The sequence below is a fragment of the Coleofasciculus sp. G3-WIS-01 genome, assembly GCF_040223135.1.
Classification (GTDB): Bacteria; Cyanobacteriota; Cyanobacteriia; order Cyanobacteriales; family Coleofasciculaceae; genus Coleofasciculus.
This window is the reverse complement of sequence record NZ_JAVJZI010000144.1, coordinates 1-21,931: the sequence shown is the minus strand read 5'-3', so window position 1 is coordinate 21,931 and position 21,931 is coordinate 1. Positions and strand designations below refer to the sequence as shown.

Genomic DNA, 21,931 nt, shown 5'->3' with positions numbered 1-21,931 from the left:
TTCCCAAATGCGTTTAACCGCTATGGGATAGAGAGGTGCGTAGTTCACTATTATGAGAATTAATCTCTCAAAGTAAAAGCGAAGGGAATTTCTGCAATGAAATGAAGTCTGTCTATATTTGACTATACTTTTACCAACTATATCTGCCTCAATTCCTGTAGTACCCGGAATGCTAAATCTTTATTAGCCCGGATGCTAGGGGCTATCTTATGACTCCTGCGATTGTCGAACCGATGTTGGCGGTGATTGCGCTGGTCAAAGGAAAGGTTACGGTTAATCCGTCGCCCTCGTCGTCCACGCCGCATCATTGCCCGCCCTTGCATCCGCTTGGTCACGGTTTTAAAGGGTAGCTTGAGGTGGGCTAGGAATAGGGTAGCTTTGCGTGATTGAACTGCAATTCCGGTGAACAGTTTACCCGAATCGATTCCGACTGCGATATCTTGGGTTTCTTCCCCTGATGAGGGTTCAAGTAACTGGACTTGAAAAATGTCTAGGTCGTTGTGTATGACCTTGGCTTTGCCTGACTTTAACCAGCGTCGAACACGACTGGCTTTAGCTGGCATTAACGGCTTACCGTCTGGTGATAAAACTGGTACACGAATCATGGGTATAAGCCTCTCGTGAAGTAGAGACGCGCCATAGCGCGTCTGTACATAGTCCCCTCGACCACCGTTAACAAGATATCCTTTCTGCAAGCGTCTATGACAAGTAGACTTGTAGATAATTCGGACTGGGGAAGTATCCGAAAGTACGTGCCAGTTAACGGCTCGGCGGTCTATTCAACTCTTGCGTCACCAGCCTTGTCTCTGGCAATCCCTGATTTCAAGCGATAGCTAAATCAGGGTTGTTGAAACTTGGCTTTTGCTTTTTCTGCCTAGGATTTTCTGGTCTGGAGTCTGCACCAGAAAGTTACTGTTTTGCCAAGTATACCCAAAGATAGATGTCAGTTGGTATAAATTGTGTATTTTGTTTTAAGAAAATCTTTATACATGGGTACGAACAGAGAAAGATCGATTGCTAAAACTGTTACGGAGTGGGGCTTAATGCCCTGTGTAGTACATCTGCACCGGAGGATCTTCAGTTCACGAAAGCTTCCTAGCTTGAATTATAGGCTAAGCGAGAATATATTCGGTGAGGCGATCGCGCAATGTTTAAGGAAGATGTGGGTAATGCATCGCAACCTTGGGAGAGGGGTTGGGGGTGATATGATGTCCGCCTTAGGGAGGCAGAGCCTCCCTAAAAGCATTCCCAGGCAGAGCCTGGGAACGAGATGGCTAGGCAGAGCCTGGGAACGAGACGACTAGGCAGAGCCTGGGAACGAGACTAGCCTACAGGTTGTAGCAACCGCGCTGGCGATTCACCCGGTAAAACCTTAACCTTACCATTCTCATCTACATCAACCACAGCGGTTTCTCCCTCAATGATCTGACTTGCTAACATGGCTTCGGCTAAACTATCTTCTAATAGCCGCATAATTGTCCGACGTAGCGGTCGCGCTCCATAACTGGGATCATACCCTTCTTCGACTAAACGCTCTTTGAACCGTTCCGTCACTTCTAGGGTAATTCCCTGTTCAATTAGGCGAATTGAAACTTCCACAAGTAGGAGCTCGGCAATTTGCTTAATCTCGTCTCGCGTTAACTGACGGAAGACGATAATATCGTCAAGGCGATTGAGGAACTCTGGACGGAAATATTCCTTGAGTTCATCATTCACTCGGCTGCGAATCCGGTTGTATTGAGATTCCGCCAGATTATCTGAGTCTTCAAACCCGAAACCACCGCCACCTTTTTCAATCACCCGCGAACCGATGTTCGAGGTCATGATAATCAGGGTGTTCTTGAAGTCTACGGTACGACCCTTAGCATCCGTCAAACGACCATCATCCAACAGTTGCAGGAGGCTATTGAAGACATCAGGGTGCGCTTTCTCAATTTCGTCAAACAGGAGTACCGTGTAGGGTTGACGCCGGACGGCTTCTGTAAGTTGACCGCCTTCGTCATAGCCGACAAATCCTGGAGGCGAACCGATTAGCTTGGAGACAGTGTGCGGGTCCATGTACTCGGACATATCCAAGCGAATCATCGCATCTTCTGACCCGAAGAAGTAAGCCGCCAGCGCTTTCGCCAATTCCGTCTTACCAACTCCCGTCGGTCCTGAGAAGATAAAGCTAGCAATGGGTCGATTCGGGTCTTTTAACCCCACTCGCGCCCGCCGAATCGCTTTGGAGACGGCTGTAACCGCTTCTTCTTGACCAATTAATCGTTGGTGTAAGGTATCTTCCATGTGTAGCAGCAGGGCTGATTCGGATTCGGTCAGCTTGTTAACGGGTACACCCGTCCAGGAGGAGACAATGTGGGCAATATCTTGCTCATTCACCAGAGGCGTCTGTACGGGGGTATCTGCATCGGTTTCCTCTTGCAGAATCGCCTGCAGATCCCCTTCTAGTTCCTGTTCGCGATCGCGCAATTGGGCGGCTTTCTCAAAGTCCTGGAGACGAACGGCTTCTTCTTTTTCTTTGCTCACCTGACGCAATTGACGCTTGATGTCTCGCGTGGCTGGGGAGGGCTGACAATGGATTAAATGGACACGACTTCCGGCTTCATCAATTAGGTCAATGGCTTTGTCCGGTAAGAAACGATCACTGATATAGCGATCTGAGAGTTTCGCCGCTGCATCCAAAGCACTATCCGAGATTTCTACCCGGTGATGCTGTTCATAAGCATCCCGTAACCCCTGCAAAATTTCAATGGTTTCCTCAACCGAGGGTTCACCAACCATAATCGGTTGGAAACGGCGTTCTAGGGCGGCGTCTCGCTCAATATGCTTGCGATATTCATCCAAGGTAGTCGCCCCTACACACTGGAGTTCGCCCCGGGATAAAGCGGGTTTGAGCATATTTGCCGCATCTAATCCGCCTTCTAGCGCCCCAGCACCGACTAAGGTATGGATTTCGTCAATCACCAGGATAATATTCCCCGCTTGACGCACTTGGGCCATTATATTCTTGATGCGTTCTTCAAAGTCACCCCGGAAACGGGTACCGGAAATCAGTGATCCGATATCCAAGCTGATGACCTGCTTATTTTCCAACAGTTCCGGCACATTTTTATCCGTAATCCGTTGTGCCAACCCTTCTGCGATCGCGGTTTTGCCGACGCCCGGTTCTCCCAATAATACGGGATTATTCTTGGTTCGGCGTCCTAAAATCTGAATAATCCGTTCGATTTCCTTGACACGACCCACCACAGGGTCTAACTTACCTTCTGCGGCTAACTGGGTCAGATTCCTGCCAAACTCTTCTAGGGTGGCGGATTTTGATGTGCCACCCATCATCGAAGTCCCTGGTCCTCTAGCGCTTGCCGCCGCCGCTACTTCGCCGATAGCTTGAATCAGTTTAGTGCGGGCAGTTGCTGAGTTGACGCCCAAACTTTGCAACACTTTACCCGCGACGCTGTCGCTGTCTTGCAGAATGGCGAGTAACAAATGCTCCGGACCGATATAATTATGTCCTAGTTGTCGAGCTTCTTTAAAGGAGAGCTCAAACAGGCGTTTGGCTTTGGGAGTGAAGGGAATTTCAGCCGGAACAAAGCCTGAGCCGCGACCAATAATTCGTTCGACGACTTTCCGGGTTGATTCCAGGGTGATGTCCATCTCTTTGAGGACAATTGCGGCTACACTGGTTCCTTCTCGCAGCAATCCCAACAGGATTTGCTCTGTTCCCACGAGATTGTGTCCCAGGCGACGGGCTTCCTCCTGGGCGAGCATAATAGATTTGATAGCTCTGTCTGTAAAATGTTCAAACATGATGGGTTTCCTTTACCGAAGGGTTTATGACGTGGTGATAGTGATATACTAATCACCATTTTTGTAAATTTTTATGTACATTTACACTAACACTCTACCTCTGTATGATTTACTCCATCAGTGGGCAGAACCGTAATGGTTGGGTGTAGTTGCCGTCTACAGGGGATTTCAGGGAATTCAGATTAAGTTTTGAAGATGGCATCCCTTTCTACCCATGTATACTTAGTTTGTTCTATTGGTCAACCGTATTGGGGATTGGGGATTAGGAATTGACGGTTGGGGGTTGGGTGAAGCATTCGCGTTGGGATTTGAGTAGAAAACCGATAAATTGGGGCGCGAATGCTTCACCCCTACGAATGAATTATCTCCCTCATCTCCCAGACGTTCCAGCGCATTTTGAAGCCTAACGGTTACTTGATTTAATCCGACTGTTTAACCACTTGCTTTAACCCTTTCTTCCAGTCTGCGGCTGTCTGGGGGTTGGGATAAGTGCCAATGAGTTCTCTTAATTCGGTTTGATGCTTGGGTTTGAGTTCAGATTTAGTGCGATTTCCCAGGAGACAGATGGCGCGTTGTAGACTATCTTTATCACCAGGAACTTTTGGTGGTAAGTCTACCGGAAAGGTGGGATGGGGTTTTTGGGACGATGATTTGATGCTGGTTATGGCGGGGAGACTGGCGGGGAGAGGGGAGAGATCAACGGGATTGATGTAACCATAACCGCCTTTTTTGTCGGTGAAACAGAGTCGGGGAATTCCTTTTCTTTGTGTTCCATCCAGTCTGCCAATTCTACCTCTATGTTTGTGTTTGTTTGAATGGGCGGGATCAACAATACACATATCACCGGGATACAAGGTATAGTTCTCCGTGGTCGTTTTGCCGTTATCGGAGCTTCCGGTACAGTGTTTTCCGTGGTTGAGATAAACTGTAACTTGCTTCATGTGACTGATGACAGACGTAGGATGGCACGTCTCTACATAATCTACTGGCGTGGCACAACTAAAATGGTGGAATAGACTTTACCACCACAATACTTATTCAGCAACCCCTATTGTATCCGGTCGGATGGCTCTAATAATTGTCACCGGATTCAGGGGGTTAAAACGGGTGAGTTGGGCGACGGGAATGGAACGGGAAAGCTGAACCTGTAACAATCGATACGTCCAACCGCGATCGCTAAACCAATTGACTGCCTGATTTAGGTGTTCTAAGGTTGCCAAGGCTAACACGACTATTCCATTATCCACCAGTTGCGCCTGCGTCCGATCTAAAATCGCTAACAAGTTTCCTCCACTTCCGCCAATAAAAACACGCTGGGGTGTGGGTAGCTGTGACAAAATATCCGGTGCTGTACCATAGATCGAGGTAACATTCGTAACCTGTAAACGACGGCAATTTTGTTCAATTAAAGCCGTTCCCATCGCCGTTTTTTCGATAGCATAGACTTGAGACGTCGGCGATAATCGGGCAATTTCAATAGACACTGAACCTGTTCCTGCACCAATATCCCAGATAATTTGTTCCGGTTGTAGGGATAGTTCTGCTAAAATCAGGGTACGGATTTCCCGCTTGGTCATTAAACCGGGGCGATCGCGAAAACTGGCAAAGCTGTGATCCGATAGCCCTAATATAGGTAATGTGGCGACATCTATAGGGGTATCACTAAGTTCAGATTGACGCAGGAGAATCACCACATTCAGCGGCGCGATCGCTTCTAAGTGTACCGCATCCACAGGCAAACACCTCACCCGTTCATCGGTTCCACCTAAGTTTTCACACAGCCAAAACTGGTAATCACCAGGTAAATCCAGATCAAATAACAGGTTTGCGATCGCACTCGGCGTATTTATTTTATCCGTAAGCACGGCAATTTTTTCCGTCCCCTGTTGTAGCGCTTGGGTTAACCGTTCTAAAGAACGCCCATGACTACTAATCGTCACCGCATCTTGCCAAGGGACTTTAACCCGACTAAATGCTAATTGTACTGCACTGACATGGGGATGAAACGTGAGATGTTCTCGTGGCAATTCGGTTAATAATAAACGTCCCAAGCCAAAAAACAATGGATCACCACTGACTAACACAATAATACAGCAATTTGGGTCATTCTTTACCAACTGACGACGAATCTCACGGATCACTGGAGTCAAATCGCCCAAAACCAGGCGGGGTGCGGGATGACCAGGGAAGTAACTTAGGACGCGATCGCTCCCTACTAACAGAGTCGCCCGTTCTACTAATTGTCGCACGGATTCTGTGAGTCCCCCTGCACCATCTAAACCGATTCCGACTACATGAATATCATTGGTCATTGGTTATTAGTTATTAGTTATTAATATTTTATGTAGTTCGTAGTAGGCACTTTAGTGCCAGAAGCGAAGACAGCGCTTACTACAAACGCTTAATTCAGCAACATTCGAGTTAAGTTTCCGAATTTTCCCAGGCTAAGACCATTAAAGCATTAAGAATCGCCGCCGCGACAGGAGAACCCCCTTTGCGCCCATTAATTTGAATTTGCGGAACTAGAGTTTTTGCTAAAGCCTCTTTTGCTTCCACGACAGAAATAAATCCTACAGGTGCGCCAATAACTAAAGCTGGTTTTACTGAAGATTGTTGTAACTCAGCACATAATGCTAACAGTGCAGTCGGTGCATTACCAAAGACATAAATGGCTTCAGGAAACTGACAATAACAACTTAATAAACCCGTTTCCGTGCGAGTCTTACCAGGAAGCGCCACAGATGCTTGTTCAACCGCCGCCATTACCGGATTCCTGAAGGTTTTGCCCACCATTCCAGTAATTCCCTGTTTAACCATACCCACATCAGTAATAATCGGGGTTTTATTTTGGATAGCCGTAATTCCGGATGCAATTGCCTCTGGACTAAAATGAATTAGTTTAGCAAATTCAAAATCCGCCGTACTGTGAATCACCCGCCGGACAATAGCATATTCATCAGGCGTAAACTTATGTTTGCCAATTTCTTGGTCAATGATAGCGAAACTTTGCTCTAGAATTGGATGATTTAGCGGATTCCTCATAACTACATTAACTTCTATAAATATCCTTCCACCCTGACAAATGAAAAGTGACGAATAACGCTCCTCGCCGTTAATTTTAATTTTCCCCACCTACTTACAGCCCTAGTGCTTGTCGAGTTTGAGTACCAACCCGACCATCTGGAGTCAAACCTTTACTTGCCTGAAACGCTGTTACTGCTGCATCCGTTAAGGAACCAAAGATACCATCTGCATCTATGTCAAATTCCCGTTGAATCAGCGCTTTCTGAACAGCACGTACATCCTCTCCCCGCATAAATGGGCGAGTAAGAAATAATAGTCTTTCTCGTTCTGGATCATCAGGGGGTAATACACCAAGCAGTTCAGCCTGGATAATCGGAAACTTAGCTCTCCAAGTGGCAGGTTGTCTCACATTTAAGCCATCATCAATATGAACAGGATCACCAAAATCTCCTCCCCATCTCAGAATCGGATCATTTTGTATATTTCTGATGAAATTTTGGATGGCAACTGGCAGGTTTCTCAAATTACTTGCTCTCAGAACAGTACTATTAAATAGGCGACCGTTTAGTAGGATATTCATGTCAATAGCATGACCGACTAAGTGATTTGACCGACTTGCGGGAGGAACAATAGCCCCTCCAATGGGAACACCTTGTTGACGGACTGACTGGGTGACAAAAATTTCTAAGCCATTGTTAGCCGCAAAGCGATCGATTTTTTGTAGGGAATCAAAAAATTCAATATCTGCTTGAATAACTTCACCCGTAAATCGAGGAGACTTAAAAGTTTCTAGATTAGTTGCCATGATTTGTCTTTTAAGATTATTAATTTAAAAAACTCAAAACCATTCAATTAAAGCATGGATAGTTAAAGATACTAAATAACTTTATGAAATATTTCGATTTTCACTAAGTAAGAATATTATTCTCAAGAGGGCGGTTGTAGACGCTTACTTCGGCTTCTCTATAAAATCTAACGGGAGCAGTACGGAAAACCCGAAAATCCTAAATATACATGGGTAGAAATAGAGGAGGATCAATTGCTAAAACTATGACGGAGTGGGGCTTCATGCTGCATATAGTACATCTGCACCGGGGGAACTTCAATCCAATATCTGGCACAATAGCGTAGGGATGAAATTTATGGGTGAATATGGCGACTTATTTAGTGACAGGTGCGAACCGAGGTATCGGCTTAGAGTTTTGCCGACAGCTAACCGAACGAGGAGAAACGGCGATCGCGGTTTGTCGCCAAACGTCTGAAGCTCTCGACAGCTTAGGAATTCAGGTGGAGAGGGGGATTGACATCACCTCAGATCAGTCCGTTGGTGACTTAGCGGCACGTTTAAAGGATACTCCTATAGATGTATTGATTAACAATGCCGGAATTTGGCGGAAAAATACCCTTCCCCAACTTAACTTTGATACCATTCGGGAACAATTTGAGGTGAATGCGTTGGGTGCTTTGCGGGTAACAATGGCTTTACTCCCCCATTTGGGTGCAGGTGCTAAGATTGCCATCATGACTAGCCGCATGGGTTCTATTGAAGACAACACCTCTGGTAATGCTTACGGCTACCGCATGTCTAAAGTCGCACTATCCATGGCGGGTAAATCCCTGTCGATTGATTTAAAACCTCGTCAAATTGCTGTGGCTATCCTCCATCCGGGTATGGTTAGTACAGATATGACCGATCATAGTGGCATTCCTCCCCAGGAAGCAGTTCAGGGACTTTTAGCCCGAATTGATCAGCTCAACTTGGAAAATTCTGGCACGTTTTGGCACGCGAAGGGGGAAGTACTTCCTTGGTAAGCTCTGTTGAGTCAGTGGATAATCAATACAATAACGGACATAATATAAGGATGCGATCGCGTGACAAAATTTCCCGTCCTTTGGTGATTGCTCACCGAGGCGCAAGTGGCTATCGTCCCGAACATACCCTAGCTGCTTATGAATTAGCGATGCAGATGGGGGCTGATTACATTGAGCCCGATTTGGTGATGACGAAGGATGGGGTATTGGTGGCGCGTCACGAGAATGAAATCTCTAGTACCACAGATGTGGCGACTCGTCCAGAATTTCGCGATCGCCAAACCACTAAAATGATTGATGGGCAAACTATCAGGGGTTGGTTTACTGAAGACTTTACTCTCGCTGAACTAAAAACCCTACGAGTCAAAGAACGATTACCTCACCTGCGTTCAACAGAATTTGATGGCTTGTTTGATATTCCTACCCTGGTAGAAATTCTGGAACTCCTCCAACGCCAAAATGCTGCAACTGGACACAGGATTGGCATTTATCCGGAAACTAAGCATCCCACCTACTTTAACGCGATCGGACTCTCCCTAGAAGAACCATTGGTAGAAATCCTCAACCAGTACGGTTGGTGCGATCGCACTTCCCCTGTGTTCATTCAATCCTTTGAAACGGCGAACTTGAAAGCGCTGAAGCAGATGACGGATGTATCTTTAGTCCAGTTAGTGAATGACATCGGTCAACCCTACGATTTTATTGCTCATCCTCAACAGTGTGACAATAGCAGTCGGATGTATCGAGATCTAGTAACGCCTCAGGGATTAAGGGAAATTGCTGATTATGCCGATGCGATCGGCGTTAACAAACGTCTGATTGTACCCACAGGAGCGGATGGTTACTTGTTAGCCCCCACCTCGTTGCTAGATGAGGCTCATGCTCAGGGTTTGCAGGTTCATGGCTGGACATTCCGCAATGAAGAGGTTTTTCTCGCCCCAGACTATCAAGGTAATCCTGAGTTGGAGTATCAGCAATTCTATCGCCTGGACATTGATGGACTATTCAGCGACTTCCCAGATACAGCGCTTCAGGTTTCTCGATCATCGGTGTAATATCAAGTCCGCCTAAACAATCATTATTCCCTTCTTCCTTGCCACCTTTCTCCTTCCCTTGAAACCCTGCAGCCTTGGAGCCACCCAAATGTGAGTATTCCACCGGACATGATATAACCCCTGTTAACGAACCTTAAGACGAATGTCGCTTAATTAAGGCGGGTGGGCAGTGAGGAAGGGTATGTCTGGAACAACCTGCCAGGAAAAGGGATCTATCTTTAGGAGACCGAGTAAAAATACTTACTGACGACCCAGCTTTTATGAAATGTGAAGCTAAATAATATGAACAACTCTATAGTAACTTTGATGTTACGAATTATTGCGTCACACTTCTTAACATAAGCAAATCTTACATTACAATTCTTAGCATAGACTAACTTGGCTAAAAAACTCTGACGAGAGAATAAAAGTCACCCCTTCTATCATCAGGGTTTCACTGTGGCAACTCTCACACAGAGAATCAATAGCACCCACTTTGAGGGAAAGAGAAAGTCACCCTCCGGATCAACGAATAATTTAACCTGATTCAACTGATAGCCATAACTTAAACACCACTAAACCTAGGACGTATTTCAAGTGTATTTCGGTTCAACTATAGTCATAGTGGGTAATCTACAGTTTTGTGTATTACGCTTAATTGAGTCAAATCTAGTAACTTCGGTGTATCCCTTAACCCAGAACTTCTGTGAAGAAAACTTAAAGCATAAGATGTACTTATTAAGGGTGTATAAACTATCAATGAAGCTTTGGTAAAGATAATTGATCTTGGATTTTATCTTGCTATAGTTTAATTATAGAGCAGTGGCAAAAAAAGATTTCTCTCAAACTTCTACTAATCGGGTGCGCCACTAACAGGGTAAATCCGAGAAGTGAAGAAAAAGTCTCTGATAAGAGCAATTTATCTCTCAAAATTTTCGGGCTAGGTGAATCAAGCCTAAGCTCAAAGGTTCGTACATCTACACGGAGAAAGGAAAAATGAAACTCGTTGCATCTACCGCGATCGCTATCAGCTTAACATTTTCTACTCAAGTTGGCGCAGCTCCTGTTTCTGCCAATCCCAGTATGGAGAATAAAATCAGGCAAGACCAGCCGATAAGTCCTCAACAGCAAATAGAGGATACGGCTACTTCAGATTTTTGGCTTCGATGGCCTTGGTAGTAGTGAAATTAAATACCTAACAGCTTAGGGTTTGACAACTGCATGTCAGTTTAGACCATAAGAAATGATTGAAGCCTTAGTGGGGTTTGAGTTGTTAGACTCTTATTAGTAACCCCTGAGGGACTTGTATGAAACGATACCACTATCCATTCTGGCTACTTCAAATTGTTCCCTATTGCTTTCTAGTTTCAGTCAACTCCGTTCAAGGGCAAATTGTCCCCGATGGAACATTACCCACAAATGTTAATAGTTCAGACAATCTTCAATTCACTATTACTGGAGGTAGCCAAGCCGGAGAAAACCTTTTCCATAGCTTTGATGAGTTTTCCGTGCCGACAGGTGGAGCGGCTTGGTTTGACAACACCTCTACTGTCCAGAACATTATCAGCCGTGTGACCGGGGATTCAATCTCGAACATTGATGGTTTACTCAAAGCGCAAGGTAATGCCAATTTGTTTTTCCTCAATCCCAATGGCATTATCTTTGGTGCTGAAGCTGCCCTAGATTTGGGTGGCTCTTTTATTGCCAGCACAGCCGATAGTGTAAAATTTGCTGATGGCACAGAGTTTAGTAGCACTAACCCTTCAACATCATCGGTACTTACCGTCAGTGTTCCTGTTGGATTGCAATTTGGCGGCTCCCCAAGACCTATTATCAACCGTTCTCAAGCAAGTCGGGGTGATATGCAGGAACAATTTAATAGTTTTAGAGCTCCTGCGGGTTTGAGAGTGGATGCAGATAAAAGCTTGGCACTTGTAGGCGGTGAAGTTATTTTAGAAGGTGGAAATCTAACAGCACCAAGTGGGCGGATTGAAGTAGGAAGCGTTGGTAGTAACAGTAGGGTCACGTTGAACCCAACCAATCAAGGTTGGGTTTTAAGCTATGAGGGTGTTGATAATTTTCAGGATATTCACCTATCCCAAACAGCTATCATTGATGTAACTGATCTGAGTCCTTTGCCTTTGTTTAATAGTGGAGATATCGGTAGTGGTGATATCCAAATACAAGGCAGAGAAATCACACTCACTGATGGTTCACAAATTTCTTCGTTCACGTTTGGGTCAGCCCCAGCTGGAAATATAGTCGTGACTGGCTCAGAATCAGTGGAACTGAGTGGATTTTTAGATATTCTGGGGTCTACCAGCATAAACACGATCACGGGAAATGACGGAGATGCCGGAGACATAAAAGTTAATACTCGGCGGCTAATCGTCCGGGATGGAGCAGGAATATCTACAAGTTCATTTCCATTAATCAAAGGTTCTGTTAGTACAGGTCGCAGTGGAGACTTAACTGTCACTGCCTCGGAGTCAATCCAAATACGCGGTGGTTCCCCAATTGTTGGATCAAGTGAATTAAAGGTTGACACTTTCACCAATGGAGATGCGGGAAATTTAGAGATTACTACAGCACGGCTAATTATTGAGGATGGGGGAAAACTAACAGCAGCGACATCTGATGCGGGTCAGGGAGGAACGATAACAATCAATGCCTCGGATTCTGTGGCAATCATGGGTACAGGTATTGGTATGGAAGGTCAGATCAATCCCAGTAGTTTAGAAGCTTCAAGTCAAGGAACAGGCGATGCGGGAAACTTAGCGATTACCACCAATAACTTGAGACTCCGAGATGGAGGAATTGTATCAGCTGCGACCTCCGGTGCAGGTCAGGGTGGAAGGTTGACGGTAAGCGCCTCAGATACTGTAGAGGTTATTGGTAATGGTTTAGGAGAAGATGGCCAGGTTATTCCTAGCCGATTGGAAGTTTCCAGTGAAGGAACGGGTGATGCAGGAAATTTAGCTATTACTACCAATAACCTAAGACTCCGAGATGGCGGAGAAATCAGGGCAACCTCAGATCAAGCAGGAGGAGGTGACATCGACATCACGGCGGAAGATATTCATCTACGCAACGGTAGCTTAATCAGTACCAGCGTTTTTGAGAGTATCGGTGGCGGCGGCAATATTACGATTAACTCCGATGTATTGATTGCCCTAGAAGATAGTGACATTCTGGCAAATGCCTTTGATGGCAGGGGCGGTAATATTGAGATTGTCTCTCCCGTGTTTCTGGCAGACCTTTTCTCTAGCGGTCAAGGGACAGCAGTAGGTCGCAACCCAGGTTCCTTTGAACCATTTCGCGGGAATGATCGAGTGGATATCTCAGTCGAGGCATTAGGTACGAGTTCCACGGCGGCATCTGGTAGCTTATCAGTATCTTCTCTGAGCTTGGATCAAAATTCTATCTCGTCCCTATCCACTACTTTTGTCCCTCCAGAGCAAGTAATTGCCGATAGTTGCCTTACCCACCGCAATAAGGAGCAAGGTAGCTTTATCGTGACAGGTACGGGTGGTTTACCCAATACCCCCTATGATCCACTACAGGGTCGCTATACTGTCACTCAGGTTCAGGGAATTACTGGCGATGGGGGACAACAAGCAACGACGCCAAGGGTCAATTCCCCATCCTCAACCCCCAGTTTCTGGAAACCCGGTGACCCAATTCAAGAAGCTCACGGTATGATGGTAACGTCTGATGGACGTATCATAGTGGGTACTGCTCCTGAACTGGTGGCGATGATTAACGCTGATGATTTAATCTGCTATCAGGCGGCATCACCAGAAGAATAGCGAGTCCCCTAATAGCAGTTCGCTCTCTGCTCGCCTGGCTCAGGAATAATTATTCCCAAACAGTATTTATCGAGGGCGAATTTAAAGTTTCAATAATAATTTATTCCTTAAAACCTAATTTTTCGGTTCCAATTACTTCACCATTGAATAAGGTAAAGTGAAAGAGCTAGTGCAGCGCCGCTTCAAACATCTACCCGTTAACAAGCTTGCGAAAAAGCAGATACCCTAAACAAGTGCAGCCATCAGCCATCTGCCATCTGCCTTTTTGTACTAGCCTTCTAACCATCAAGGAGCGCACGGACATAGGATGTGGAAAGAACTGAGACAAAAAATTTGGGCAGGGCGAGGTGTCTGGACTGTTGCTCCTGGTGTAGCTGGACTCGTTATCTTATTACGGCTGCTCGGCTTTTTACAGGCTTGGGAATGGGCAACTCTTGACCAATACTTTCGCTGGCGTCCACGAGAACCTGTCGATGAACGAATCCTGATTGTGGGAATTAGTGAGACAGATCTAAAAAAGGTCGGACAGTGGCCCATTCCTGATTCTGTCCTGGCTAAACTGCTCAAAACCATAAAAGCTCAAAACCCCAGAGTGATTGGTCTTGACCTTTATCGAGATTTACCTGTTTTGCCCGGTCAGAACGAATTGGTCAAAGTTTTGGAAACAACTCCAAATTTAATCGGTATAGAAAAAATTAATCAGCAAGATTCTAGCGCCAGTGTAGCTCCCCCACCGATGTTAGACCAAAAAGGACAAGTGGGGTTTAATAACGTGGTGGTCGATGCGGATGGCAAGCTGCGTCGAGGGTTGCTTTATATGGTTAAAAACGATCAACCCACTGTCTCGTTTAGCATGAGACTGGCGTTGATGTATTTAGAAGCGCAAAATATCATAACTCAACCGTCACAAACGAATCCCCACATTTTTCATTTAGGGAAGGGAACATTTCAACCTTTTTCAGCGAATGACGGCGGTTATGTTAGCGCAGATGACGGGGGTTACCAGATTTTGCTAAACTATAGGGGTCCGGCGCGTACCTTTTCCAGGGTGTCATTGACAGAGGTACTCGAAGATCGGATACAACCAGACTTAATGCGCGATCGCCTCGTTTTAATTGGGGCAACGGCAACTAGCCTGAATGATTTCTTCTACACCCCTTATAGTGGTGATAAAATTGCCACCCAAGAGCGTACACCTGGGATAGAAGCTCAGGCTAACATAATTAGTCAATTGCTCAGTTCAGCCTTAGACGGACGTTCTGGACTCAAAACTTGGTCCGAACCTATCGAAGTGGTCTGGATTTTCCTCTGGTCTTTAACGGGTGCAACCCTGTGTTGGGTTTTGCGAGATGCTGGAGGTTTGGCTAAATTGCTGCCGCGTTGGACACTAATCAGCCTTTTGTTCGCGCTGGCAGGTTTGGTGGGGAGCAGCTACTTAGCCTTTATCATCAGCAGTTGGTGGATTCCTGTAATTCCTCCCGCCTTGGCTTTATTGGGTGCCGCTACAGCAACTACGGGGTACATCGCCAACTTTGAGCGTGAAGAACGGCAGATGGTGATGAATTTATTCGGTCGCCATGTAACGAAGCAAATCGCCGAAGCAATTTGGCGCGATCGCGAACAACTTCTCAAAGAAGGACGTCTACGTGGTCAGAAAATGACGGCGACGGTTCTGTTCTCAGACCTCAAAGGGTTTAGTACAGTAGCAGAAAATATGAGTTCGGAAGTGCTTATGGCTTGGCTGAACCAATATATGGATGCTATGGCTGGGACGGTGCTAGACCATGGCGGTGTTGTGGATAAGTTTATCGGAGATGCGGTGATGGCTGTGTTTGGCGTGCCGATTAAACGCACGACATCGGAGGAAATTGCTCAAGATGCTATAGCCGCCGTTAGCTGTGCTTTAGCCATGGCACAGAAACTGCAAACCCTCAATCAAGAGTGGCAACGTCAAGGCTATCCCCAAACAGCGATGCGCGTGGGAATTGCTACAGGAGATGTCGTCACAGGTAGCTTGGGAAACTCTCAAAGACTCGACTATACCACCCTAGGAGATAGCGTGAATGTCGCGGCTCGATTAGAAAGTTACGATAAAACTCTAGATGGGGGAATTTGCCGGATTTTAATCAATGAAGAAACCTATCAGCATCTGCAAAATCAATTCCCCACGAAACAAATCGGTCAGGTGAGACTCAAAGGGCGCGAACAGTTAACCGCAATTTATCAAATTTTGCTGTAGTTGTTCAAAATGCCCTGTATAATGATTTAGATTTTGCTAGCAAAGATCACTATTGAGTCTAAAATTCTTCAGGCAAAATTTTTCAACAGCTAGAGTAGGTGCATCACATCCAAACCCTTTGTCAAAAGACCCTTATGAAACGAAGGACCTAATCTCATGAACACTACTCGGCAAAAATTAGTAACGATCATTGCCGGGACAGCTTCAATTGTTTCCCTGCAAATGTTCGGCTTTTTAGATCTACCTGAACCCCGGATTTTTCAGTCGTCAAAAAAATTAGAAGTTCTGACCTCGACCTGGAAAGATCTACCCGCCAATGCGGAGTTAAAATCAACGTCAACCAATCGTGCGTCTAAACAATATATACCACCAGTGGCAAGTAATCCACGGCGGACGATTGGGTCGGGTTCACGCGGCTGTAGCCAATCGTTAACCAACGATTTAGTTACTTTATTGATCCCATCGGAGGATTATGCTGGACAAACCACATCGGGTCATCCTACCTTTTTCTGGCATTTATCACAGCCTGTCTCTGTACCCATGCGGTTTGCTCTAGTGGAACCTGGAGTTCCTGAACCGCTATTTGAGAAACAGATTGACTCTCCCCAGATGGGAATGATGCAGTTGCAACTTCCCAAAGACCGACCTGAACTGCAAACCGGACGAACCTATAAATGGTCAGTAACTCTGATCTGTAATACCAAGCGTCCGTCAGCCAATCCCGTATTTATTAGCTGGATTGAGCGTGTACGCACACCAGGGGTTTTAGAACAACAACTGCCATCGACTCCTCCTCTCAAGAGCAATGTGCCAACACAGGTGTGGCGCGATCGCGCTTGGAGCTATGCTGAATCTGGGCTTTGGTACGATGCCTTAGCGGCAATGTCCAACGTGCCAACGGCTAATTCCCATGAGCTAGCCACCAACGATGATTTTCTGGCTCTGCTTGAGCAAGTTGGTTTGACTCAAGTGACCCAGCAAGAACGGCTTAATGTTGCCATAAGACCATAAACATTCAAATGGACAGCCCACTAGCTTCGAGTAGGTCTTATGTAACGGAAAGCGGGTAGAGCGTGAACATTAGTGCAATACCGGGAGTAGGGATAAATGGTGTATCCCTACTCCCTCTTTTGAGTTCAATTGAGCAAGCCCTAACTAATTCCAATTCCCAATCAGAATAAACGGCGACCAAACCGCAGGATGATTATAGTTGACATTAGAGATCATCTGAAGCTGCGCCTGTCTTAACGCTTCTGCCCGAGTGATGTCAGGTTGGCTCAGTTGGCGATAAAATTCGGCAATCAGCGGTACAGTCGCTTCATCATTGATATACCACAGCGTCGCTAAAGCACTCTCGACACCCGCTCGAACAGCGACACCCGCAATTCCTAACGCTGAGCGATTGTTACCCGTCGCCGTTTGGCAAGCACTCAAGGTGAGGAGTTTCACCGCTTCTCGACGACCGCGAGAACGCAATAAATTGTCGAGTTCTTCAATACTAATTTGTTGATCATAACCCAGTAGAAATGTACTCTGGGAATCGACACCAAACTTGCCATGGGTTGCCATGTGAACAACGGGAAAATTTTTGCGTCTTAGTTTTGCTTGCAAGTTCGAGAATGTAAATTCCTGATCAATTAACTCAGTCCCGCCTAATATTTCTTCGACCGCCTTTAGCTCAGCTTTTACATTCGTGAGGGCGGAAAAGGGAGGTCTAGCAACCGTTAAACCCATACTCAACACACTTAAGTGATTGTGATCTAGCGGTTGACTCGTAGTCAATGACAGACTGGGGGTAATCGCAATGGGATACTTCTCAATCAAAAACTTTTGACCATCATGCAGGGCACTCATGGGTATCTGACGCAAGACGCCATCGTTGATGAAGACTAACGTCTTGGGTTGCATGAGAGCTAAATCAGCTTCCAGAGGACGAATCAGCAGATTATAAATTTCTTTTGCTTGGAAGATATATTGCTCTGTGGCTCGCAGTTCGAGAAAGTAGCGTAGCTGCTCAATCTCGGCTTCCATATCTTCTTTACTGATGGGGATAGGATAGTTTTTCAGGGAACCATCAGGCGAGCGCAGGATCATTTCGGTGCGATCATTCAAAATGATCGAGTAGATGACAGCCGCATTAGCATCGGCTAATCCTTTCTCATTTTGGGCTTTGTCTTTCGCCACTTGCACACATTCATCGCCGAAAAAGTTTTCCAACTCTGCTAGTTTGAGCAGTTCGACGATATCGATGACTTTTTTCAGGGGTGAGGCTGCTACCTGGGAATTAGGATCGCTCAAATCGCCACTGGAAGCATTCAGGAGCAAATCAATCAATTCCCGATAAACGGGTTCAACCTGTTCCCGGAAATCCAGTTGTAACTCTTTATTGGTAACTAAATCGCCGCGAATGTTTTGCAGCGTCGCGATTGCTTGTTCATAAGCGGAAATGGCTTGAGTGGTGGCTCCTCTAGCTTTCAGCATCCGCCCTGCTTGCCATTGCCAGCGATACAAACTATCGGATGATTGAATTTGCTGGGCTCTAAATTCCGCTTGGCGAGTCAACTCCATCGCCGTGCTGTAGTCTCCGGCTGATTCATACAATTGTCCTAAGCTCCCTAGGGCAAAGGATTGAGCTTTAGCATCGCCAATTTTTTGAGCAACCATCATGGCTTGGCTCAAAAGCTGGATCGACTCCTGTGTCGAAGCCTCTGATTCGATACGTTGAAAACTCTGTGCTAGGTTAATCAACGTATAGGCTTTCTGTCGCGAATCGGGTATTCTAACTAGGAGTTCTCTGACTCGTTGCCAATTCGTCTGGAGAAATTCTTGATCAGCACTACTCAATGGTTGGGCTGAATTGTTACCAACATTGACTAGATGACGACTAATCACCCAGCGATTTAAATTCATTAAGGCTTTAATTTCGGTCAAACTCTCTAAGGCTTGAGCCGTTTGTAGACTTTGCTCAAAGAATGTTCTTGCTTGGGTCCAATCCTGAATCGCTTCTTGGGTTAAGCGCGTTGTCTGTTCAATATCTCCTTCTAACTCAGCCACCTGCGCCTGATAACTATACCGGGTGGCTTGGCTCATGTAAACATTCCCCAAGTTATTCAAAGCTGTGGCGATAAAGCTGGTATTATTCAATTCGCGGGCAATTTTTAGGCTACGTTTGTGGGCAGAGAGCGCCTGATCATAGTTTCCCAAACTCCAGTGGGCATTGCCTAAAGCGCCCTGAGCGGCTGCTTGCGTTAAGGGATCTGGGTATTTAGTGGTGAGTTCAATGGCTGACTCTAAGAGAGTAATCGCTCGCGGATGCTGTCCCAAATCATTGTAGGTTTGGGCTTGTTCAGTTAATAGCCCCGCGATTTGTTTGCGGTTTTCTGCATCGGGCAAAGCCTGGTAAATTTGGATCGCCTTTTCCCAGTGCGCGATCGCCTGAGCGAGTTCCCCCATTTGCCGATAGGCTAAAGCTAGGTTATTGTGAACAATTGCTCTATCTTTTTCGTCGGTGATTTGAGGTAGGGCTTGTTCCCAAAAGGTAATGGCTTGGGCAAATTCTCCGATTTGATAGGATTCAATTCCCTTGGACACGAGCTGTTTTTCTACAGTCGGTGTGAGCAATTGCTGTTGTTGAATTTCTGTTGCGGATTCGGCTTGCCCAGTGGACCAGGGATGAAAGCTGATACAAAAGACAAGGCTGGCTAAGGATAATCCAATAAATCGACGCCAAAGCTGCCAACCGTGGGACATTTTTCGGAACAACGATAACGATTAACTCTATTTTAGGAAATTTCCACCGGAACTGGGTGGTCTAAATTTGAGGATCTCAGGGTTTCTCAACGTACAAAAACAGGGGACAATTAATCTTCGCAAGCTGCTACTATATTGTATTTCTTCCGGTAAGTGATGATAAAAGCAGAACAAGAAATAAAAGAATATTACTTAGCATGAAGGCAATGGGGTATGAATTATTTTTTTTTGCAACTAGACGCTTTAAACAGTCCGGGGTTTCTCTGCATCCTTGTCAACCGATGACCTTTGCGCTACGGTTTCATGTTTAAACGGTTTCTTTGGGCTTTAAATATGGTTTACTTGAGCTGGAGTTGTACCGCCCTAGCTCAAGACTTGCCATGGATGAGTCAAACTAATCCGGATATTCCACCGGGTATCCTGGAACCCACTCGTCCCAATCTGCCTTCTTTACCGACGACGTCCCCATCACTTCCCCCATCACTTCCCCCACTCACACCCACTCCGGAAATTAACCCGACATCCATACCAAATTTAGATGTAAATGTCAAAATAAAACGAGTGGAGGTATTGGGGAGTACGGTTTTTTCTGGGACTCAATTACAAGCCGTTGTTGCGCCTTTTATTGGTCAAAATGCTTCCTTTGAAGAATTATTAGCGATTCGCACAGCGATTACCGGGTTATATACGGATAATGGCTACACCACCTCTGGTGCTTTTTTGCCGTCTCAGGATATTACTGATGGTGTGGTGAGTATTCAGGTGGTTGAAGGTAGCATCGAACGGATTGATATTCAAGGATTGGAACGTTTGCAGGAGGATTATGTGCGATCGCGGATTCAGTTGGCGACTCGAACCCCGGTGAATCTTCGTCGTTTAGAAGAAGCACTGCAACTGCTGCAACTTGATCCGGTACTCGATCAAATTCAAGCGGAGTTATCGGCGGGAACGATAGCAGGTACGAGTGTCTTAACCCTACAGCTAGAAGAGGCAAAACCTTGGACAAGTGCTGTGACTATAGAAAATCGAGACTCTCCCAGTGTCGGTTCCCTAGGGGGGACAGTGAGAGTAGAGAATCGGAATCTGTTGGGATTAGGCGATCGCTTGAGTGCAGATTATAGCATAACTGAAGGTGTTAATCAGTATGGTCTTCGCTATGAAATCCCCTTAAATCCCAGGGATGGTAAATTAAGGCTCAGCTATAACCATAGCGATAGTGAAATTGTCGAAGATCCGTTTTCAGTCTTAGACATTAACTCCCACTCGGAAACCTTTTCAGTTGGGTTTCGCCAACCCATTGTCCACAAGCCGACGAGTGACTTTGCCCTTTCCTTGTCCCTGGATTTGCGCCAAAGTCAAACCTTTGTCCTTGAGGATATCCCGTTTTCCTTTTCCCTCGGACCTGAAGATGGGGAATCGAAAGTAACCGTATTGCGGTTTAGCCAAGACTGGGTAAATCGTTCAACGGATCGCGTCTTAGCCGCGCGATCGCAGTTTAGTTTTGGTTTAGATGCTTTTGATGCCACAATCAATGATACGGGAATTGATGGGCGTTTTATGAGTTGGGTGGGACAGTTTCAGTGGGTGCAGGCTTTAGGCGCTGATAGTATCATTATCGCTCGCGCTGGAGCGCAATTATCGAATGATTCCCTCTTACCTCTCGAACAGTTCAGTATTGGTGGAATTGATACCGTGCGCGGCTATCGCCAAAATCAGCGCGTGGCTGACAATGGGATTATCGGTTCCGTGGAAGTTCGTTTACCGATTATCCGCCAACCTGAGGGGATTGGTACTGTCCAAATCGCTCCTTTTTTCGATATTGGCACGGTTTGGAACCACGAGGATGAAGTTACTAATCCCAACACCTTAACCAGTATTGGGTTAGGACTTTTGTGGCAACGAGATCCGTCGTGGTCCGCGCAACTGTATTGGGGGATTCCCCTCAATAATGTTGAGGATGAAGGAGGTTCTCTGCAAGATCATGGGATTACTTTTTCTATTCTTTTTCAGCCTTTTTAACCGTTTCTTTTCACGGGATCTGAAAAACCTCTCTCCAAACCTCTCTCCTGCTCTTGAGAGGCTTTGAATCGGCGATTTTGGTCAATTTGATTAGCATCTTGACCTAATCCTTCCTTGAGATCATAAAGGAAGAGGTCAATACTGGGATAGATAATCGAATCAGACATACTTAGTTTTTACCCCGAATCGTTTGCCAAATCCGTTGTAGAAGATTAGGATTTGTTTTAGTCTTGGCTTGTTCTAATTTGGCTAAACCATTCAGGAATGCGGTTAGTAATTGTTGGTGATAGTCATTTATCGGTAACATTCTCCATACACCTTATCTTATTCTCTCATCCCATTTGGCTATTCAGCATTGAGATAGGGAAATATGAATCGTTGAACCGTAGGGGCGCACGGCGTGCGCCCTCATCTTACCGATGTGCGCCCTCATCTTA

At 45.9% G+C, this 21,931-nt stretch carries 15 protein-coding genes and 1 pseudogene; 7 read left to right on the top strand and 9 right to left on the bottom strand.

Annotation, left to right across the window (positions count from 1 at the left end):
* Positions 1 to 140: 140 nt before the first annotated feature.
* The 6 genes and pseudogenes from RIM23_RS14435 to RIM23_RS14410 form a co-directional block, all read right to left on the bottom strand.
* Positions 141 to 605: pseudogene (locus tag RIM23_RS14435) on the bottom strand (RRXRR domain-containing protein); the annotation flags it as partial.
* Positions 606 to 1,323: 718 nt separating this feature from the next.
* Complete coding sequence (locus tag RIM23_RS14430; protein ID WP_446367928.1) at positions 1,324 to 3,807, bottom strand: ATP-dependent Clp protease ATP-binding subunit; 2,484 nt, start codon at positions 3,805 to 3,807, stop codon at positions 1,324 to 1,326.
* Positions 3,808 to 4,226: 419 nt separating this feature from the next.
* Positions 4,227 to 4,748 carry a hypothetical protein gene (locus tag RIM23_RS14425; protein WP_446367927.1) on the bottom strand — a complete coding sequence of 174 codons (522 nt, stop codon included), beginning with the start codon at positions 4,746 to 4,748 and terminating at the stop codon, positions 4,227 to 4,229.
* Positions 4,749 to 4,841: 93 nt separating this feature from the next.
* Positions 4,842 to 6,119, bottom strand: coding sequence for a precorrin-6y C5,15-methyltransferase (decarboxylating) subunit CbiE (gene cbiE / locus RIM23_RS14420; protein ID WP_446367926.1), 1,278 nt, complete (start codon positions 6,117 to 6,119; stop codon positions 4,842 to 4,844).
* 109 nt (positions 6,120 to 6,228) lie between these two features.
* Positions 6,229 to 6,849, bottom strand: coding sequence for a cobalt-precorrin-8X methylmutase (locus RIM23_RS14415; RefSeq protein WP_446367925.1), 621 nt, complete (start codon positions 6,847 to 6,849; stop codon positions 6,229 to 6,231).
* A gap of 94 nt (positions 6,850 to 6,943) precedes the next feature.
* Positions 6,944 to 7,636 (bottom strand): peptidoglycan-binding protein, encoded by a 693-nt coding sequence (locus tag RIM23_RS14410; RefSeq protein WP_446367924.1) that lies wholly within the window; start codon positions 7,634 to 7,636, stop codon positions 6,944 to 6,946.
* A 347-nt stretch (positions 7,637 to 7,983) separates the two neighbouring features.
* Between RIM23_RS14410 and RIM23_RS14405 the strand changes: the two genes are divergently transcribed.
* From RIM23_RS14405 to RIM23_RS14380, 6 genes are all read left to right on the top strand, one after another.
* Positions 7,984 to 8,643 carry an SDR family oxidoreductase gene (locus tag RIM23_RS14405; protein ID WP_446367923.1) on the top strand — a complete coding sequence of 220 codons (660 nt, stop codon included), beginning with the start codon at positions 7,984 to 7,986 and terminating at the stop codon, positions 8,641 to 8,643.
* Between the two features lie 50 nt (positions 8,644 to 8,693).
* A complete protein-coding gene (locus RIM23_RS14400; protein WP_446367929.1) occupies positions 8,694 to 9,698 on the top strand; it encodes a glycerophosphodiester phosphodiesterase in 1,005 nt (334 codons plus the stop codon).
* 975 nt (positions 9,699 to 10,673) lie between these two features.
* On the top strand, positions 10,674 to 10,856 hold the full coding sequence (locus RIM23_RS14395) for a hypothetical protein (RefSeq protein WP_446367922.1): 183 nt from the start codon (positions 10,674 to 10,676) through the stop codon (positions 10,854 to 10,856).
* A 128-nt stretch (positions 10,857 to 10,984) separates the two neighbouring features.
* On the top strand, positions 10,985 to 13,486 hold the full coding sequence (locus RIM23_RS14390) for a two-partner secretion domain-containing protein (RefSeq protein WP_446367921.1): 2,502 nt from the start codon (positions 10,985 to 10,987) through the stop codon (positions 13,484 to 13,486).
* Positions 13,487 to 13,793: 307 nt separating this feature from the next.
* Positions 13,794 to 15,725 (top strand): CHASE2 domain-containing protein, encoded by a 1,932-nt coding sequence (locus RIM23_RS14385; RefSeq protein WP_446367920.1) that lies wholly within the window; start codon positions 13,794 to 13,796, stop codon positions 15,723 to 15,725.
* Between the two features lie 156 nt (positions 15,726 to 15,881).
* Positions 15,882 to 16,736, top strand: a complete 855-nt coding sequence (locus tag RIM23_RS14380) for a DUF928 domain-containing protein (RefSeq protein WP_446356873.1) — start codon at positions 15,882 to 15,884, stop codon at positions 16,734 to 16,736.
* Positions 16,737 to 16,880: 144 nt separating this feature from the next.
* On the opposite strand, the gene RIM23_RS14375 is transcribed toward RIM23_RS14380, so the two are convergent.
* Positions 16,881 to 19,475: a CHAT domain-containing protein gene (locus RIM23_RS14375; protein WP_446367919.1), complete on the bottom strand. Its 2,595-nt coding sequence runs from the start codon at positions 19,473 to 19,475 to the stop codon at positions 16,881 to 16,883.
* A 333-nt stretch (positions 19,476 to 19,808) separates the two neighbouring features.
* Between RIM23_RS14375 and RIM23_RS14370 the strand changes: the two genes are divergently transcribed.
* A complete protein-coding gene (locus RIM23_RS14370; RefSeq protein ID WP_446367918.1) occupies positions 19,809 to 21,494 on the top strand; it encodes a ShlB/FhaC/HecB family hemolysin secretion/activation protein in 1,686 nt (561 codons plus the stop codon).
* Here RIM23_RS14370 and RIM23_RS14365 read toward each other — a convergent pair.
* Together RIM23_RS14365 and RIM23_RS14360 are read right to left on the bottom strand one after the other, a co-directional pair.
* A complete protein-coding gene (locus RIM23_RS14365) occupies positions 21,491 to 21,661 on the bottom strand; it encodes a hypothetical protein (RefSeq protein ID WP_446367917.1) in 171 nt (56 codons plus the stop codon). The two genes, RIM23_RS14370 and RIM23_RS14365, sit on opposite strands and share 4 nt — an antisense overlap.
* A gap of 2 nt (positions 21,662 to 21,663) precedes the next feature.
* Positions 21,664 to 21,801 carry a hypothetical protein gene (locus tag RIM23_RS14360; RefSeq protein ID WP_446367916.1) on the bottom strand — a complete coding sequence of 46 codons (138 nt, stop codon included), beginning with the start codon at positions 21,799 to 21,801 and terminating at the stop codon, positions 21,664 to 21,666.
* Positions 21,802 to 21,931 lie beyond the last annotated feature (130 nt).